This is a genomic window from Flavobacterium sp. 21.1 (assembly GCF_057801535.1).
Genome location: NZ_JBYNXA010000001.1, coordinates 650,469 through 669,279 on the forward strand (window position 1 = coordinate 650,469; position 18,811 = coordinate 669,279).

The following is an 18,811-nucleotide window of genomic DNA, read 5'->3' on the forward strand; positions in this document are numbered from 1 at the left end:
TATGATTACCATTAAAGAAGTCGGCTCCAAAAAAGAACTCAGAGAGTTTGTATTGTTTTCTTTTGAAATTTTCAAGGACAACCCCTATTGGATCCCCCCTATAATTTCAGACGAATTGGAATCGTTTGACGCTGCCAAAAATCCGGCGTTCAAGAGTGCCGAAGCTCATTTTTATCTGGCGTACAAGGACAACAAAATTGTCGGGAAAATTGCGACCATGATCAATTGGGATGAAGTAAATCTGCTGGGCAAAAAGAAAGTACGCTTTGGCTGGTTTGATGTTATTGACGACATTGAAGTTACTAAAGCTTTACTCGATAAAGCTGTTGAATTAGGTCATAAACATCAGATGGATCACATCGAAGGTCCTATGGGTTTTTCTAATTTGGATAAAGTCGGTGTTTTAACTGAGGGTTTTGATCAGATGGGAACCATGATTTCCTGGTACAGCATGCCTTACTACAAAGAACATTTCGAAAAACTGGGAATGGTTCCTGAAAAAGAATTTTACGAGAGTTGGTTTACCATGGATGCCATCAACCCGGCACCTTTCCAGCGGGCCAGCAAAATGATCAGGGAACGTTACGGTTTAAGGACACTGGAATTTAAGAAGAACTCCGAGGTAATGCCTTATGTGGATCAGATGTTTGATTTATTCAATGCAGCCTATACCGGTTTGCAGTCGTTTGTTCCCCTAAGTAAGGAAATGCAGGACTATTTCAAGAAAAAGTACATCAGCTTTGTTAACCCGGAATATATTAAATTCGTCGTTGACGGTAACGATAAAATCATTGCTTTCACCATTGTAATGCCTTCCTACGAAGCTGCTTTACAAAAAGCTAAAGGAAAATTATTCCCGTTTGGTTTCCTTCATTTGCTGCATGCAAAAAAGAAATCCAGAGAAGTGGTTTTTTATCTGATAGGTGTGCATCCCGAATACCACAATAAAGGAATAACGGCTGTAATCTTTGATGATTTCTACAAAGTATTCCAGGAGAAAAAAATCAAAAAATTCATTCGAACTCCTGAATTAGAAGAGAATCACGCTATGCACAATCTTTGGAAAAACTTTGATCCGAAAATCCATAAAAGAAGAAGGACCTACAGGAAAGACATTTAAATATCCGCCGAAAATCTGAAGAAATTACGTTACACTAATGAAAACAATACAGATGCAATCACTATTGCATACATTATAAGTAACATGGTTTCGGTACGGTCTTTTTTGAATAATGTTTTCATGGGGTCGGGGGCTTTAATTTTCATCAAAGATAGCGGGAAAACGTAGTGCCATTTTTCCCTATCTTCTGAATGTCATTTTTTAGTTTGTAAAACCCCACACTCAGTTAACGAAGAAAATCACTATTTGTTAAAAAAAATAAAAAAAACCATCCGGTAAAACGAATGGTTTTTTTATTTGTAAGAATTAATTTTCTTTATGAAACATCTACTGTAGTTTCCTGTGCAATCTGCTTATAGGTACCATTTACAAGCTTTTCACGGATCGCCTCAAAAGCAGTTAAAGTTTCGTTGATATCTTGTAAAGTATGCGATGCTGTAGGAATCATACGCAATAAGATAATGCCTTTAGGAATAACCGGATATACTACGATCGAAAGGAAAATCCCATAGTTCTCACGTAAATCATTCACCATTACCATCGCTTCCGGAATAGAACCTTCCAGATAAACCGGTGTGATACAAGTATTGGTATCTCCGATATTGAATCCTCTTGATTTTAAACCGTTTTGTAACGTGTTTACATTCTCCCAAAGTTTATCTTTGATTTCAGAAGAATTACGCAACAGCTCCAAACGTTTCAATGAACCGATAGTCTGGATCATCGGTAATGCTTTTGCGAACATTTGTGAACGCAGGTTATATTTTAAATAGTCAATAACGTCTTTATCAGCCGCAACGAATGCTCCGATGTTAGCCATCGATTTTGCGAATGTTGAAAAATAAACATCAATTCCGTCCTGACAACCTTGCTCCTCACCTGCTCCAGCACCTGTTTTACCAAGTGTTCCGAAACCGTGTGCATCGTCAACCAACAAACGGAAGTTGTATCTTTCTTTCATGGCTACGATTTCTTTCAGCTTACCTTGCTGACCACGCATACCAAAAACACCTTCTGTAATGAAAAGGATTCCTCCGCCGGTTTCATCAGCCATTTTAGTAGCACGCTGAAGATTTTTCTCCATGCTCTCCAAATCATTGTGTTTGTAAGTAAAACGTTTACCCATATGCAAACGAACACCGTCAATGATACAAGCGTGTGAATCCACGTCGTATACGATAATATCGTTTTTAGTTACCAAAGCATCAATAATAGATACCATTCCCTGGTAACCGAAATTCAATAAATAAGCTGATTCCTTCATTACAAAAGCAGCCAATTCATTTTCCAACTGCTCATGGTATGTTGTATGTCCTGACATCATTCTCGCTCCCATCGGATAAGCTGCACCGTATCTCTGTGCTGCTTCAATATCCGCTTTGCGAACTTCAGGATGGTTTGCCAATCCTAAATAATCATTGATAGACCAGTTCAAAATTTCTTTTCCGTGGAACTGCATTCTCGGTCCTAATTCTCCTTCCAATTTCGGAAACACATAGTATCCTTCTGCTTGTGAAGCCCATTTTCCTAAAGGACCTTTATTGTTCTGTATTCTTTCAAATAAATCTTTAGCCATAATTCAAATAGGTATAAATCTGATTTTTAATCGCTCCAAAAGTAATTATTTCTATTCTTCTATCATAATAAATTACAATTTTTAAAAACTAAAATTCGTGCCCAAAATTTAACGGATAAATCAGTTGGATAAACCGCATTTTAAGTACTTAATTTAGTTCTGATTTCTACTGAAAACTCCTAAGCGGCCTTTCCATTTCTTTGCAAAAACGTTAATTTATTTTAACAATAATTTATTCCTATTAAATTTCCGCAACAAAAAAGTTTAATTACTTTTGCGCTTCTGTTATGAAAAAACTGTTAAGTTACATACTGATTCTTTCGACGGCTTTAATGATTAGCAACCAATCGTTCGCTAATACATTTAAGTCCACGGCTCCTTTTTCGGAATCACAGACCACTTTTCAGGATCCGACAGAATTGGTTGTGGAATTCGAATCGGTTTCCGTTCTCAGACAACCTTACTTTGTTCAGAAGACAGATAAAGATAAGATCGAGCTTTCGGAAAATGAAAATGAAACCGAAGATTCTCATGCTTTATACGTTCCCGGTAATTTCAACTTCTTTGAAAATTACTTCTACACACACTCATCAGGAAATTTCAGTACACAAATACAAAATGGCTTAGCACCCTGCAAGCATATTTTATATTTAGAAAAGATGCAATCCCTTCGCATTATTTTCTGCGTCTTCAGGATATGATTTTATAAGTCTGCCTTGTATCGACACCATAAACCTTATTAAGTAAGCAAAACTTTCTTTTTTCCGAAAGAAGGCGGTGTCCCTCTATTTCTATTTACTTATATAATCATTCCATTTTTATAATTATGGCTAAAAGACTTTTGTTGCTTATTAGCTTGTGTGGTCTTATCTTAAACACAAGCTGCAACACCGACAAAGAAAAAAAAGAAGAAAAAAATAATTTCCTGGTTACTAATCCAATAAAGAAAGACACCTTAGTTACCAAGTCTTATGTGTGTCAGATTCATTCTATCAACCACATTGAATTAAGAGCTCAGGAAAGAGGTTATTTACAGAAAATTTATGTTGATGAAGGACAATTCGTAAGAAAGGGACAATTACTGTTCCAGATCATGCCGAACCTTTATCAGGCTGAAGTTCAAAAAACGCAGGCTGAAGTTAATTTTACTGAGATCGAATATCAGAACACTAAACGATTGGCAGAGAAAAACGTTGTTGCTCCTAGTGAATTAGCAATGGCTAAAGCAAAATTAGACAAAGCTAAAGCCGAGTTAGCCCTGACCAAAGTACATTTGCAGTTTACCGAGATCAGAGCGCCTTTTGATGGATTTATCGATAAATTCCATGTACGATTAGGTAGTTTGTTGGAAGAAGGAGATCTATTAACAGAATTGTCCGACAACAGTAAAATGTGGGTATATTACAATGTTCCTGAAGCAGAATATTTAGATTATAAGGCAAAAGTAAAAGGCAACGAGAAAACCGTTGTAAAATTATTAATGGCTAATAATCAATATTTTGATTACAACGGAGTTGTGGAAACCATCGAAGCAGATTTCAATAACGAAACCGGAAATATATCGTTCAGAGCTACCTTCCCTAACCCGAAAGCCTTATTAAGACACGGAGAAACAGGAAGTGTTCAAACTACCATTCCGTTAAAAAATGCTTTATTGGTACCACAGAAATCAACTTTCGAAGTACTTGACAAAAAATATGTTTACGTAGTAGACAAAAACAATGTGATACACTCACGACCTATTACGATTGCTGCTGAATTACCGCATCTTTTTGCTATTAGCAGCGGTTTGGCAGAAGGTGATAAAATTCTTCTTGAAGGATTAGGTCTTGTGAAAGAGAACGAAAAAATCGAGTATAAAAAAGTTGATGCGGCATCTGTAATGTCAAATCTAGGCTTATACGCTGAATAATTTCATGCATCTTAAAAAGAAGAAAAAATGTTCAGCAAATTTATACACAGACCGGTATTTGCGATAGTAATTTCTATCGTAATACTTTTTATGGGGTCGCTTGCAATCAAGCAACTACCTATATCTCAGTTCCCCCAAATTGCGCCAACAACAGTAAATATATTTATTGCTTATCCGGGTGCAAGTGCCGATGTATTGGTGAAGTCCACACTTATCACCCTTGAAAACGCTATTAATGGTGTTGAAGGTATGCGTTATATCGCTACCGACGCCACCAGTGCCGGAGAAGCGACGTTAAGAATCATTTTCGAACCAGGAACCGATCCCAATCAGGCGGTCGTCCGTGTAAAAACCAGGGTCGACCAGGTAATGCCGCTCTTACCGGAACTTGTTCAGCGTGAAGGGGTTGTTATTACCCCGATCCAACCGAGTATGTTGATGTATGTGAATCTTTACTCTAAGGATAAAGGTATGGATGAAAAATTCCTGTACAATTATGCCAACGTAAAAATGATTCCGGAAATCAATCGTCTTAAAGGGGTTGCCCGTTCCCAGATCTTAGGAAGTAGAACCTACGCGATGCGAGTATGGTTAAATCCGGATCGTATGCGTTCGTACAACATCTCTGTGGATGAAGTAATGACTGCTTTGGGAGAACAAAGTATTATCGGACGTCCCGGTCGTATCGGACAGAGTTCGGGTATTTCTGCGCAGTCCTTGGAATATGTTTTAACCTATAAAGGACGATACAGCGAACCAAAAGAATACGAAAACGTAATTATCCGGGCTAATGCTTCCGGTGAAAGCATCCGTTTAAAAGATATCGGTAAGGTGGAATTAGGAAGTGAATTCTTCGATATCTATTCGAATTTGGATGGCAGCCCGTCAGCCGCTATCGTATTAAAACAGAACTATGGCAGTAACGCGAGTGATGTAATCGAAGAGATCAAAGGAAAACTGGAAGAAATGAAAGAATCGTTCCCTCCGGGAATGGATTACAAGATCAGTTATGACGTTTCTCAGTTCCTTGACGCTTCGATCGAGCAGGTAATTGACACTTTGAGAGATGCGTTCATACTTGTTGCATTGGTAGTGTTTATTTTCTTGGGAGACTGGCGTTCGACCTTAATCCCGATCTTGGCCGTACCGGTATCGTTAATCGGTGCCTTCTTCGTGATTCAGTTCTTCGGACTCTCCATTAACTTAGTAACCCTTTTTGCCCTTGTACTAGCTATTGGTATTGTGGTGGATGACGCGATTGTCGTCGTCGAGGCCGTCCACGCGAAATTTGAAGAAGATCCGCACATTACGCCTTACATGGCTGTTAAAAAAGTATTGGGTGAAATCAGTGGTGCGATTATCGCAATTACCGCAGTAATGGTTTCGGTATTCTTACCGATTTCATTCATGTCCGGTCCGGTGGGAACATTCTACCGTCAGTTCTCTATTACCATGGCAAGTTCCATTGTGATTTCAGCAATTATTGCACTTACCCTTACCCCGGTATTGTGTGCGATGATGCTTAAGAACAATCACGGAAAAGAAAAGAAAAGCAATGCATTTACAAGAGCTCTTGATACATTCAACCGCGGATTTGACAAACTAACCGGAAAATATGTAACCTTATTAAGATCGATTGCCAGCAGAAGATGGGTAACTTTCGGTATCTTATTGATTTTCGGTGCTGGAATATTTATAGAGAATCAGGTGCTACCGGCGGGATTCATCCCAAGTGAGGATCAGGGTACGATTTATGCCATCATCCAGACACCTCCGGGTTCAACTTTAGAGCGAACTAATCAGGTTTCCCAGAAACTTTCGAAAATCTGTAAACAGGTTGAAGGTGTGGAATCCGTTTCTTCCCTTGCGGGTTATGAAATTATGACAGAAGGTCGTGGTTCTAATGCCGGAACCTGTCTGATCAACTTAAAATCATGGCACGACCGTAAACATACGGTAAAAGAGATCATGGAAGAATTGGAAGAGAAATCCAAAGGTCTTGGAGCCGTTGTGGAATATTTCGAGCCGCCGGCCATCCCTGGATTCGGTTCTTCGGGAGGTTTCTCCATGCGTTTATTGGATAAAAACACCACTACGGATTACCGTGCATTTGATAAAATCAACAAAAAATTCATGGCTGATCTGGCGAAACGCAAAGAACTTACAGGATTGTTCACCTTCTTTGCTGCCAATTATCCTCAGTATGAGCTGGAAATCAATAATGATCTCGCCATGCAGAAAGGAGTTTCTATCGGTAAAGCCATGGAAAACCTCAACATTATGGTTGGTAGTACCTACGAACAAGGTTTCATTAAGTTTGGACGTTTCTTTAAAGTATATGTACAATCGGATCCTAAATTCAGAAGATTACCATCAGACATCCTGAACATGTTTGTTAAAAACGAACACGGGGAAATGGTACCTTATTCGGCCTTTATGACACTTAAGAAATCACAAGGTCCAAATGAGATTACGCGATATAACATGTATAATTCGTCTGCTATTCAAGGACTTCCTGCACAAGGTTATACTACTGCAGACGCAATCCAAGCGATCCGCGAAACAGCTGAAGTATCCTTACCTAAAGGTTATGACATTGCATGGGAAGGTCTTTCGTATGACGAATCCAACAGAGGAAATGAGTCGATCATTATTTTCGGAATTGTATTGATATTCGTTTACCTGGTATTAGCGGCCCAATACGAGAGTTTCATTATCCCGCTATCGGTAATTTTCTCGTTGCCTGCCGGTATTTTCGGTTCTTTCTTCTTCCTTCAGTTAATGGGACTTGAGAACAATATTTATGCGCAAATCGGACTGATCATGCTCGTCGGACTCCTCGGTAAGAATGCGGTACTTATCGTTGAATTTGCCATACAGAAGCGCAACGAAGGTCTGACCATTCTGGAAGCCGCCATTGAAGGGGCTAAAGTACGTTTCCGACCAATTTTGATGACTTCCTTCGCGTTTATCGCCGGATTGATCCCGTTGATTATTGCGACCGGAGCGGGAGCTATCGGTAATAAAACCATTGGTGGTGCCGCTTTAGGAGGTATGCTGTTGGGAACCGTTTTCGGAGTAATTGTTGTTCCCGGCTTGTATTACATCTTTGCGAGTTTAGCAGATGGCCGTAAACTTATCAAAAATGAAGAGGAAAGCTCCTTAAGTGAAGATTTCGTACATAGTATGGATGCTTTTAAAATCAACCCTGAAACAGACGAAAACAATGAAAATCATTAAGAATTGGAATTATAAATTTGTTGCCGGTGCCCTTATTTTACTGAGCATCGCCAGTTGCAAAACGTCGGGTGTGGCTGAAAAAGCAGCTAACACCAAAGTCCCTGAACAGTATGCAACTACTGTTCAGGATACGGTTAATTCGGGAAAAATAACCTGGAAGAATTACTTTAAGGATACGAATTTACAAAGCCTGATCGATGAAGCCCTGAAAAACAACCAGGAGCTGAACATCACCATGCAGGAAATCGAGATCTCCAAAAACGAAATAAAAGCCCGTAAAGGAGAATATCTTCCGTTTGTTGGAGCTCAGGCTGGTGCTGGCGTTGATAAAGTGGCCCGTTACACCAACATCGGAGCAATGGAAGCTAATACTGAAATTCGACCGGGAGAAGAAATGCCGGAACCTTTGCAGGATTATAAATTAGGTCTTTATGCCAACTGGGAAGTAGATATTTGGGGTAAACTGCGCAATGCTAAAAAAGCAGCTGTGAGCCGTTATCTTTCAACTGTTGAGGGTAAAAACTTTATGGTAACCAATCTGATTGCGGAAATTGCCAATTCTTATTATGAATTATTGGCTTTAGATAATCAGCTGGAAATCGTAAACCAGAACATTACCATTCAGAGTAATGCATTGGATATTGTAAAATTACAGAAAGAATCAGCACGTGTGACTGAATTGGCAGTTAAGAAATTTGAAGCGGAAGTTTTTAAAACGAAAAGTCTTCAATTTGACATTCAGCAGAAAATCGTAGAAACGGAAAACAAGATCAATTTCCTTGTTGGCCGATTCCCGCAGCATGTTGAACGTAATTCAGGTTCTTTCAATGAAAGTATTCCAAACAGTATCCATACAGGTTTGCCAGCAGATTTGTTAGCTAATCGTCCGGATATCAAACAGGCTGAATTTGAATTGGCCGCTTCAAAACTTGATATTAAATCGGCTAAAGCGCGCTTTTACCCTCAGTTAGGGATTACAGCAGGTATCGGTTATCAGGCTTTCAATCCGGAATTTATTTTTAAACCGCAGTCTTTATTGTACTCATTGGCAGGAGATTTAGTAGCGCCATTGGTTAACCGAAATGCGATCAAAGCCAGCTACAACACAGCAAATGCTAAACAAATTCAAGCCGTTTACAATTATGAGCAGACTATTTTAAAAGCTTATGTTGAAGTTAGCAATCAGGTTTCTAAAATCAGTAATCTGGAAAAAAGCTATACTTTAAGAAACCAGCAGGTGGAAGCCTTGAACAGTTCGGTAAACATTTCCACCGATTTGTTCCGTTCGGCTCATGCTGATTATATGGAAGTATTATTGACGCAACGCGATGCTTTGGAATCAAAGTTCGATTTAGTGGAAACCAAAATGCAGCAGTTAAATGCAATGGTGAACATTTACAGAGCTTTGGGGGGCGGATGGAACTAAAATTAATTTAAGTTAGTTACAATAGATTGATTAAATGAAGAAAGAGCCATTATACAAAGTTGTATAATGGCTCTTTTACTTTAGTATTTTCAAAATCCTCTGCATGTATATTCAGATATTTTAATTATAAATAGAATAGTTATGCTTGGTTTAATTAAAAAGATGTATATTTGCCCCTGAACACACAGTAATGTGGTTACATGTTCATCTTAAAAGTCGGGGGCTCCACCTCGGCTTTTTTCTTTTTACAGCCTTTTTTGATTATCGGATGTTTTTATCCGCCTATTTAATCACGCTCCGGAAAACACGCTATTTTTTCTTTCTGTAAATCAATTTCAATAATCTTTCTTTTCGCCAAATCAAACTTTGCTGCTTTTAGGATTTGATATTTTCAGCACTTTATCAAAATTCAGATTGGTATTTTCCCAAAAATATAAAAATTCTTCCATCTGCTTTTGATTTGTTTATTGGATTGATATATTTGAATAGTGATGAAATAATACCCAGCAAACTACTGAAATCGGAACAAAAAATGACACCACTGGAAAATAGGAAAACATTATACGACGGGGTGGAAAACAACGAATTGCATACCGGAATTTTTATCGTTAACAATCACAATTTCAAACTTTCCGAAATAATTACCAGCGAAATTGCGAATTTAAAAAAGCATATTTCCGAAGAAGATTTTTCAAAAATCACACAGGAACTAAAATTTCAGACTCTTGAAAATTCAGAATTCGTCAAACAGTTTAAAGATTTAACCTTCCTTGAAGATTTTTACCGATCGGACGATGGACTTTCGCTTTATTTTTTAATCAAGGAAAATTACCTGTACATATTTTCCTTTGGCGAGAAACAGCCGGGAAGATACATTTTAAATTTAGAAGCAGTTTATGCAACAAATTAGGTATCAAATGCAAAAAACAATCGGAAAAAATAGCAGCAGAATCCTTACCAAAATTAACTTATGACAGCAAGAATCCTATTAGAAAAAAAAGAACTGAAATATTACATTTATGAAGTCGAAGATACTATTGAATTATCCATTCCGATTTCAATCCCGGCTCCCGGTTTTGATATTATTTATGTTTTAAGTGATTTTGAAAAGACAGAATATTTCAGCAAAGGTGCCAAGATTCTTGAAGACAGAATAAATGATATGGAAACAAATTTTTCAAATTACAAAATGATTTCATGGAGATAGTAACTAGTTCTTCGAAAAGTAACAAAACAAATCAAAGAAACAACCAACAAAAAACAATAAAAACAAAAGCTGCACCAATAAACGTTGCAGCTTTTTAGTATTTTTAAATGAATAGCAGGGACATTAATTGTCCTGAAAAACTATTTACTCTCAAGAACATCTCCAACTTTCACAAGACCTTTTTTGACTCCCTGCTGTTTCTGTCCTAGTACCTTGGTGTAATTACTGAAATACGACGGTAATCCTTCCACGGTATTGGCACCGTCGCCATTGCGCAACTCGTAATGCAAATGCGGGAATAAAGAACTACCGGACGCTCCCATTTTACCAATTACTGCTCCTTGCTTTACCTTATCTCCTTTTTTGACTTTTACGCTTCCTTTTTGCAGATGTCCGAACCAACTGAATTCTCCATTCAAATGGTCGATGATGATGTAGTTTCCTCCATAAGCTTTTTCGTTTTTATCCAAATCGGCCTGGCTGTAAGTTCGGTTATCTTCCGCACCGTCCTGAGCGTCTACCACTACTCCGTCCCCGGCTGCATAAATGTCTGTCCCAAAACCGTAATAGTCAGTATTTGCGTCAGGTTTATCATCGTAGTAGTTAATATGCACTTTTGGTTCTCCTTTGTAGATTGAGCCTTTATCATCCACCACCACAAAATCGTAACCATAGCGCTGGAAATTCGTTTTTGAACCTCGCTTCACAAAATACGGATCGGTATAATCAAAACGTCGGTGGTGTGAGGCATAATCGTGTCCGTCCCAAATCAACAATCTTCCTTTTACGGGTAAGATCAGATTGGTTTTGGTTTGATAAAATTTCGGAAAAACGCTGACTTCGGTAATGAAATTCTGACTACCGTCTTCGGTTTGGAAACCCAACTCAAATTTCAACTGATGCAGCGGAATGTTTATATCCAATACGCTAAACGGATTGTAAATCATGCGTATGCCTTTCGATTCGATTGGTTTTGCTTTCGTGAGTTCCAGGCTTTCTCGGCTATAAAGATTGATAAAATCGCGATGTGCCAACTTTCCTTTTTCGTCCAAAACCGATACTTCGATGGTGGTCGGGATGATACCGGTTTTCCCTGTATTGGTAATGATGAAGTCGAAATTTAGGTACTGATTGTGTTCGTCTTTTTCAAAATAGACGACATCCGGTTTTACTTCGACGGGAACTGTGTTCATAATGGCTTTCTGATCTTGCGCCATAAGTGAGAATCCTGCAAAAACTAAAAAAAATGCACTGATGATTGATTGTTTTTTGATTGATTGATTCATTGATGATTTAAATTTGATTAATGATTGAACCAAATTTATACTTTTTTCAATAGAACTGTTATTTTATTTTGAATTAGACCTGAAAATGTTGTAAAAATAAAAACAGTGGCCTGGAGAACCTCAGCCACTGTTTACAAAAATTTTAGTTTATTTATGAGTGTTTCTGCTATTCACATGGATAATAGTTTCCCCAATTATTTTAAAGTTCATTTATTTTCCGCATCACATTTTCGGTTATGGCATCACAATAGATCAAATTAAATTCAAAGAGTTCACTGGTCGAATAGGATTTTTCCAATTGTTCTCTCAGCATCACTTTTGCCCTATTGAGCCGCGTTTTTACATTTGCCTGACTGATATTAAGCAAATCAGCGGTTTCCGCCACATTCAATCCTGTAATTTCCCTCAAAGAAAAAACCATTCGGTAATCTTCGGGTATTTTATGGAGTGATTCTTCTATGATACGTCCTAATTCACGGTTGTGAATCTGTTTATTGGCATCGGTATTTGAATTGGTAAACATCGGTATTACATTTTCGTTTACATCTGCTTTCGCAAACTCGTTTTTGAAACTGGATTTTTCTCTTTTCCGGTAGCAGTTGTTCAGCATGATCCGGATCAGCCATGTTTTAAAACTGGAGCGGTTTTCAAATTGTTTCAGACTTTTATAAGCATCAACATAAGTATCCTGCATCAAATCCTGTGTGTCTTCATGGTTGTAATTGTAAGATCTTCCGATTTTGTATAAAAAGGAGTTAAACCGCCTTACTATAAGTTCATAAAGTAGTTTCTCTCCGTTTAAAACCCGGTCAATTATTTCCGTTTCAGAAAGTTGATCAAACTGACGCATACTGTTAATTTACAATTTTTGAAATTCTGGCCATTGAAAAAGCGGCTATAGCCATCACAAGATCCCTTACTGCCACATCTAAATAATGTAAACTGAGAATCAGTGTCAATGCAATGGATGTCAGCCAAGCTCCGACAATATAACCTCCAATTTCGGCTTTTTTCAGAACAATCAGTCCTGCAACAATCTCAATAACTCCCACAATCATCATAAAGGTATCTGTCGAAAAAGGCAACATCCCTGCAATTGTAGGATTAAGATACTGATCCCAATCTGTAAGCAAGTTAGTGAATTTGTCTGCTCCTGCTACGATGGGTACAATTACGAATGTGTATTTTAACAAATTGTATGTTTGTACTAACACAAGCTGCTCTGATCTGTTATTTTCCATTTTATTTTTTGTTAAGGTATTTGGTGTTTGGTTTTAAAATTTATCGGGGAACTGTTTAACGATTCCTTCAGATAAAGTATCGGCAAGCATCATCATATGTTGGAGTGCTTCTTCAAACTCGTCGATTGAAGATTTAACTTCCCCCTTAAGTATATGAACAGAATAAGCTGTTGTTTGATCAATATGGCTTTTCATCATTGGCTCGGTAGCTGATGTAGGCCAGTTTTTAGGATTAGCTGCAGAAAGAAAGTCGGCGATTTCCTTAGCGTTTTTATGCCAGGCCGCAAGTGCCTTATCTAAAGCAATTTTATCGTTTGCCTGCGCCGCTTTTAATACCGGAACAGATCCTTCAATATGCTCTTTTAAAAGTTTTGCCAATTGGTCTCCGGCCGCTTTTCCGTAATACGGTACAATGGCAGCGCCAATTTGTTTTTGATTCTCCAACAGGCGGGTCAGTTTAGCATCGAATTGCTTTGGCTCATTGTAGAAGGCATCAACGGTAGCCAATGTCCAATGCATGTGATCCGACCATAACTTACGCATATCCTGATTAAGTTTCAGGTATTTCGGGCTACTCATGATTTTAGCCATTTCTTTGGAATCAGTGCTTTTCATACCGGAATGATCCATGTTTTGCGCACTGACAGTCGCACTTACCATAAAAAAGGTAAGAATAAAGATTATTGTTTTCATGCTTTTAATTTTTAGTGATTGTTAAAAGATTAGAGTAAATGAAAAATAAAAAGGTTACAAAAAATCGGAGAAAGTTTTGTGCTTTCTCTTTTCATGACAGGTGGCTTCCATAGCCTCAGCCACCGACCAAATCAACCTAAATTACCAAACACATTTAGGTTACGACTTCGGATTAAATTGTAAGGAGTACAGATCGGTTCTTTTGTCGAGCAGATTTTTTACGCTTCCGTGAAAATGGAGGTCTTCCAAGAGACTTAAATCGACATCCGAAATAAGGATCATTTCGGTATTGGCAGTGGCTTCGCTTTTAATTCCGTTAAATGGGAAAGCGAAATCACAGGGGGTAAAAACAACGGCTTGGGAATAGTGCAAGTCCATCGCTTCCACTTGTGGCAGGTTACCGACACTTCCCGTTATAGCAACAAAACATTCATTTTCTATGGCACGGGCAGCAGAACAGTGCCGTACTCTCATATAAGCATTATGGGTGTCAGTCAGATAAGGAACAAACAAAATCTGGATTCGTTCTTCAGAAAGCAATCGGGCTAATTCGGGGAATTCGACGTCATAACAAATTAATATACCTATTTTACCGGCATCGGTATCATAGGCCTGAATAGTGTCCCCGCCTTTCAATCCCCAGTATTTTTCTTCATCGGGTGTGATGTGAATCTTTTCGTAGATATCTATTTTACCGCTGCGATGGCATAAGAAACCTACATTTTTAAGTCGGTTATCCTCTACAAACGGCATACTTCCGGTAATAATGTTCACATTGTATTTAATGGCCCACTCATGGAATTTATCGCGGATCTGTTCCGTGTAATTCGACAGTTGCCGCATTGCATCGGCTTCATCTTTACTCTCCAACAAAGCCATCATCGGTGCATTAAAGAATTCGGGGAAAACAGCAAAATCCGATTTATATCCCGAAACCGAGTCAATAAAATACTCCGCCTGCATAAACACCTGATCCAAGGTAGTGTAATAACGCATTTCCCATTGCACCAATCCCAGACGGACGCTGCGAATTACTCTTTTGACTTCAATAGCTTCTTTATCGTCGTAATACACGTTGTCCCATTGTAACAATGTCGCAAATTCCTGGCTTTGCTTGTCTCCGGGCATGTAATTATAAAGTACTTTTTTTACGTGAAAATCGTTGCTTAACTGAAACGTTAACACCGGATCATAAATCTCTTTATTTTTGACTTTGGTGATATATTCCTTCGGTTTCATCTCCGAAACATATTTGTGATAGTTCGGAATTCTTCCGCCGAAAACCACTGCTTTTAAGTTCATTTTTTCGCACAGCTCTTTACGAACATCATAAAGTCTTCGTCCCAGACGCTTGCCTCTGTAATCAGGATGGATGAATATTTCAATTCCGTACAGCACATCGCCTTTCTTATTATGCGTGGAAAAAGAATAATTGCCTGTAATTTCCTCGTAGGTATGCCTGTCGCCAAAATCGTCGTAATTCACAATGATGGATAATGCGCAACCGACGATTTTCTCATTAAAACAGACCACCAACTGACCTTCAGGAAATTTATTAATAAGCGTATCGATGGAATCGAATGCCCACACGTTTCCGCGCCAGTTTCTGTAGGCGGCTTCCATCGTTTCAATCAACTGTTTGTAGTCGTCGAGCTTTAGTTCCCGCACTTCAACAATATCATTCATGATTATACTGTTTTTCGGATTCCGAAAGACTGATAGGATGGTGTGTATTGAGAATCGCATTGCAAACCAGAGGCTGCAGCTTCATTGTTATGGCATTATGCCTTTACCGAGTGGGGTATAACAAAATTACTAAAACTTTGCGGTTTAACAAAGAATTTCCGAGGTTTTGATAAACGCAAATCACTGTGCATCAACTATTTACATTAATTATTTAATTCAATTAGAGTACCATAAACTATTTTCCCTCTTCAAGAATTCGCTCAATCTGCGACATAAGCGATACAATGCTTTGAACATCGCCCTCACCGGTAACGTTGGTCAATAAAACAATGGATTCTTTTCTTGAAACATTTCTGGTTATAATTGAAAGGTACCCAGTAAACTGTCCGGCATGTCGCATTACGAAATCACCATTGTCCCTATGGTATAGATTCCAGCCGAAACCATACCTGCTTTTATTACCATCATTGAAGGTATACTGGGTGAAAATGTCGTTCAGATCACTTGTACTTACAAGTTTATTGGTGTATAATGCCTGGTCCCATTTATATAAATCTTCTAAATCGCAGAAGATTCCTCCACCGCCAATAATTCCGTAGGTAGGACTTCCAAACAGACCGTTTAATTTGTCGGGCAATTCTATTTTGTTCAGCGAATCGTTTTTAATGTACCCTTTCACCGATTTATCTGCAGCCTGTTTTTCTGTTTTTATAAAACTATGCTTCATTTTAAGTCGCCTGAAAATATTTTTATGGATAAACTTTGCGTAACTGTCTTTTGACAAGTTTTCAATAATGGTAACCAATAGCGAATAATTACTATTGCTGTAAAGGAATTTCTCCCCTGGCTGAAAATCAAGCTTACCGAAATTTTCAAGGATAATCTTTACAATATCCTTGTCAGTTGCCTTGGGAAATTTTTGCCATTGCTCCAGTGTCATGTTGATATAATCAGGAATACCAGAACTGTGTGTCAGCAAATGACGAATGGTAACATTAGGAAACGGAAAATCTTTAATATACTTGTTGACAGGATCATCATACTGCAATTGTCCTTTGGATTTCAAAATAACAATGCACATGGCCGTAAACTGCTTGGACAAAGACCCTAAATAAAAAACAGAATTTTCATTTAGCTTTACCTTCTTATCAAAGTCGGCATAACCCAAACTTTTTCTGATGATGATTTTACCTTCTTTAATAACCTCAGCATTGCCATTAAATTTACCCCCATTATGAAAGCTGATTAACAGCGAGTCAATTTTAGAAATAGTTACTTGTCCTGTAGCAGTGGCGTAGCAGAACATCTGAAAAAATATAAAGTACAGGATTCTATTGATTTTCATCACGTTTATATTCTTCTTGTATCGATTGTAAAGTGAGTGCTTCCGCTTTATTTATAATGCTCATAAAATTTATTATTGAACAGTTCTGTCGGGTCGTACTTTCTTTTCAATTCAAAAAAAGATTCCGCCTGCGGATAAGATTTACGCATTTTTTCCCTGTCAATGTGCAGACGGTACGGCAGATAGAACGTACCTTGGTTTTTTAAGGCCGCATCTACTAACAGGTTGGTCAGTTTCTTCATTTCGTTTTCTTCTTTTTCTGTCTTCTTCTGATTGAACAGGAATACAAAACCAAAGGTGTTTTCTCTGGCATAATTCAGGTAACTGTCGTTGTCCTTATGAACGCCGCGAATCGTTATGTTCAGCAAATCAATTTTTGACGCGAGTAAAATCGGTTTTATGTCTTTGATAAATTGATTGAAATTGTTTTCCGGTATAAAATACTCCTGAAGCAGATCTGTCGATTTCGGATCTTTGTTTTCGATCAGGGAAACATGGTCATTCAGTAATTCGTTGCGCGAGAAAACACTGTTTCTGGATACTTTATTCATACCGGTTTCCAAATCCCATCGCAGCCGCTTTCCGTATTCGCTATTTACCGTGCTTCTGAAAACCAATCGTTTTGTTTCGTCGTTTTTCTCAGTTTGCTGTTGTAAGGGCAATGGTTTTTCATCAACTTTTTCAAAGAAATTGATGGTCGCTTCTTCTAAGAATTTTTTATTTGAAATGCGTAACCTTCCAAAAACGAGATTCACCTTGCCATTGTCGGAAATATATTTTTTATAATTAGCAACATAATTTTCCGGACTCAGTCGAAGGTATTTGTATTGTAGTGCGATATTGTCAACCACTTTTAACTTCACGTCAAGGATAATCCCAAATAAGCCATAACCGCCGATTGCCAGTTTGAACAGTTCTGCATTTTGTTCTCTGCTGCACTCGAGTATTTCACCTTCGGCGGTCATTAAAGTAAAGGAAACTACACTGGACGAAATTGGCGGCAAATCCTTTTGCCATCCGTGACCGTTCACGCTCATCGAACCTCCAACCGAAAAAGAACTAAAAGCCTGCATTACAGCAATCGATTTCCCATAACCATCCAGATATTCAATCGCATCTTCCCAAAGCGCACCTGAGCCGATGGTCAGGATGTTATTCACAGTATCCAATTTCATTTGCTTGTACGGAAGCATGTTCAGAACAATCCCATTCGGATAAATGGTATGACCGCCCATACTGTGCTGAGCGCCGGCAATTGAAATTTTCAACTTGTTTTCTTTAGCGTATTTTAAAATAAGACGAAGCTGATTTTCAATTTCCGCTTTATCGTTGGGAACTTTTATGATGGTATCAACCTTAGTGAGGTTCAGCTGACTTGCGTCGTTGGAATAACCGTTTGGAATTTCTGTTTTATGGTCGTTTTCATTCCATTTTGTTTTAAGGATATGAACAACCGGAATCGCTACAAAAATCAGAATAATGAGTGTTGCTCCTAAAAGCCAATAGTGTTTCTTTTTCATTGTTTTTTACCGGAATTTCCGATGATGTGCAACCATGGGCTGCTTTAAAAATTGGTTATTTCTTCTTACAAATATACCAAAAAGACTAAAAGAAAATTTTGAACTGAGCAATCACCTATAGACCGGAAATAATCCGGATCGCTTCATATGCACTACTCTTGTAGGGGTGTTTATTTAAACTTGAATCCCATTGGAGCCTTAAGTTTTGCTTTGTCATACATATTAATATATAAACTTACCGTATCTTTTTTATTTTCATAGGTAACTTTATAAATATCCAGCATGCCCATACCAAACGGACTGTTTTTAGTATCAAAACCGCAACAGCTACCCGTACGGTAATAACTTACTGCTTCCCCGTTGGGACCGGACAATGAATTTAAAAAATTCCTTTCATTACCTGGACCTTCCGAAACACCGCCAACTTTGATCGGATTTTTCTCCGAATACCCATAAGTCGCATCAGTTGTAGCGGTTTGGGTTCCTGATCCTGTTGACGAACAGGAAAACAATGCTGATAATGAAATGAGGACAATTATTTTTTTCATTCTGTATACAG

The 18,811-nt window shown here is 38.2% G+C and carries 16 protein-coding genes; 7 read left to right on the forward strand and 9 right to left on the reverse strand.

Annotated elements, in window-relative coordinates:
- The first annotated feature begins 1 nt into the window (after position 1).
- Complete coding sequence (locus AC3E9U_RS02985; RefSeq protein ID WP_488745419.1) at positions 2 to 1,120, forward strand: GTP cyclohydrolase; 1,119 nt, start codon at positions 2 to 4, stop codon at positions 1,118 to 1,120.
- A gap of 316 nt (positions 1,121 to 1,436) precedes the next feature.
- On the opposite strand, the gene capB is transcribed toward AC3E9U_RS02985, so the two are convergent.
- Entirely contained in the window at positions 1,437 to 2,696 is a 1,260-nt protein-coding gene (gene capB, locus AC3E9U_RS02990; protein ID WP_488745420.1) for a cysteate-C-fatty acyltransferase, read from the reverse strand.
- A 287-nt stretch (positions 2,697 to 2,983) separates the two neighbouring features.
- On the opposite strand from capB, the gene AC3E9U_RS02995 reads away from it, so the two are divergent.
- The 6 genes from AC3E9U_RS02995 (at position 2,984) to AC3E9U_RS03020 (ending at position 10,481) form a co-directional block, all read left to right on the forward strand.
- Positions 2,984 to 3,397 (forward strand): hypothetical protein, encoded by a 414-nt coding sequence (locus AC3E9U_RS02995; RefSeq protein WP_488745421.1) that lies wholly within the window; start codon positions 2,984 to 2,986, stop codon positions 3,395 to 3,397.
- Positions 3,398 to 3,522: 125 nt separating this feature from the next.
- Positions 3,523 to 4,608 (forward strand): efflux RND transporter periplasmic adaptor subunit, encoded by a 1,086-nt coding sequence (locus AC3E9U_RS03000; RefSeq protein ID WP_488745422.1) that lies wholly within the window; start codon positions 3,523 to 3,525, stop codon positions 4,606 to 4,608.
- A gap of 27 nt (positions 4,609 to 4,635) precedes the next feature.
- A complete protein-coding gene (locus tag AC3E9U_RS03005; protein ID WP_488745423.1) occupies positions 4,636 to 7,848 on the forward strand; it encodes an efflux RND transporter permease subunit in 3,213 nt (1,070 codons plus the stop codon).
- Complete coding sequence (locus AC3E9U_RS03010) at positions 7,835 to 9,274, forward strand: TolC family protein (RefSeq protein WP_488745424.1); 1,440 nt, start codon at positions 7,835 to 7,837, stop codon at positions 9,272 to 9,274. Before AC3E9U_RS03005 ends, AC3E9U_RS03010 begins: the two co-directional genes overlap by 14 nt.
- A gap of 532 nt (positions 9,275 to 9,806) precedes the next feature.
- A complete protein-coding gene (locus tag AC3E9U_RS03015; RefSeq protein WP_488745425.1) occupies positions 9,807 to 10,184 on the forward strand; it encodes a hypothetical protein in 378 nt (125 codons plus the stop codon).
- A 60-nt stretch (positions 10,185 to 10,244) separates the two neighbouring features.
- Positions 10,245 to 10,481: a hypothetical protein gene (locus AC3E9U_RS03020; protein WP_488745426.1), complete on the forward strand. Its 237-nt coding sequence runs from the start codon at positions 10,245 to 10,247 to the stop codon at positions 10,479 to 10,481.
- 140 nt (positions 10,482 to 10,621) lie between these two features.
- Here AC3E9U_RS03020 and AC3E9U_RS03025 read toward each other — a convergent pair whose 3' ends face one another.
- The 8 genes from AC3E9U_RS03025 to AC3E9U_RS03060 form a co-directional block, all read right to left on the reverse strand.
- Positions 10,622 to 11,767: a M23 family metallopeptidase gene (locus AC3E9U_RS03025; RefSeq protein WP_488745427.1), complete on the reverse strand. Its 1,146-nt coding sequence runs from the start codon at positions 11,765 to 11,767 to the stop codon at positions 10,622 to 10,624.
- A gap of 199 nt (positions 11,768 to 11,966) precedes the next feature.
- Complete coding sequence (locus AC3E9U_RS03030) at positions 11,967 to 12,617, reverse strand: sigma-70 family RNA polymerase sigma factor (protein WP_488745428.1); 651 nt, start codon at positions 12,615 to 12,617, stop codon at positions 11,967 to 11,969.
- Between the two features lie 4 nt (positions 12,618 to 12,621).
- Positions 12,622 to 13,008 (reverse strand): hypothetical protein, encoded by a 387-nt coding sequence (locus AC3E9U_RS03035; protein WP_488745429.1) that lies wholly within the window; start codon positions 13,006 to 13,008, stop codon positions 12,622 to 12,624.
- A gap of 33 nt (positions 13,009 to 13,041) precedes the next feature.
- Positions 13,042 to 13,701, reverse strand: coding sequence for a hypothetical protein (locus tag AC3E9U_RS03040; protein ID WP_488745430.1), 660 nt, complete (start codon positions 13,699 to 13,701; stop codon positions 13,042 to 13,044).
- A 159-nt stretch (positions 13,702 to 13,860) separates the two neighbouring features.
- Positions 13,861 to 15,387 (reverse strand): GNAT family N-acetyltransferase, encoded by a 1,527-nt coding sequence (locus AC3E9U_RS03045; RefSeq protein ID WP_488745431.1) that lies wholly within the window; start codon positions 15,385 to 15,387, stop codon positions 13,861 to 13,863.
- Positions 15,388 to 15,622: 235 nt separating this feature from the next.
- Positions 15,623 to 16,732, reverse strand: a complete 1,110-nt coding sequence (locus AC3E9U_RS03050) for a serine hydrolase domain-containing protein (RefSeq protein WP_488745432.1) — start codon at positions 16,730 to 16,732, stop codon at positions 15,623 to 15,625.
- 47 nt (positions 16,733 to 16,779) lie between these two features.
- On the reverse strand, positions 16,780 to 18,252 hold the full coding sequence (locus AC3E9U_RS03055; protein WP_488745433.1) for an FAD-binding protein: 1,473 nt from the start codon (positions 18,250 to 18,252) through the stop codon (positions 16,780 to 16,782).
- A 170-nt stretch (positions 18,253 to 18,422) separates the two neighbouring features.
- Positions 18,423 to 18,800 (reverse strand): 2-dehydro-3-deoxyphosphooctonate aldolase, encoded by a 378-nt coding sequence (locus tag AC3E9U_RS03060; protein WP_488745434.1) that lies wholly within the window; start codon positions 18,798 to 18,800, stop codon positions 18,423 to 18,425.
- Positions 18,801 to 18,811 lie beyond the last annotated feature (11 nt).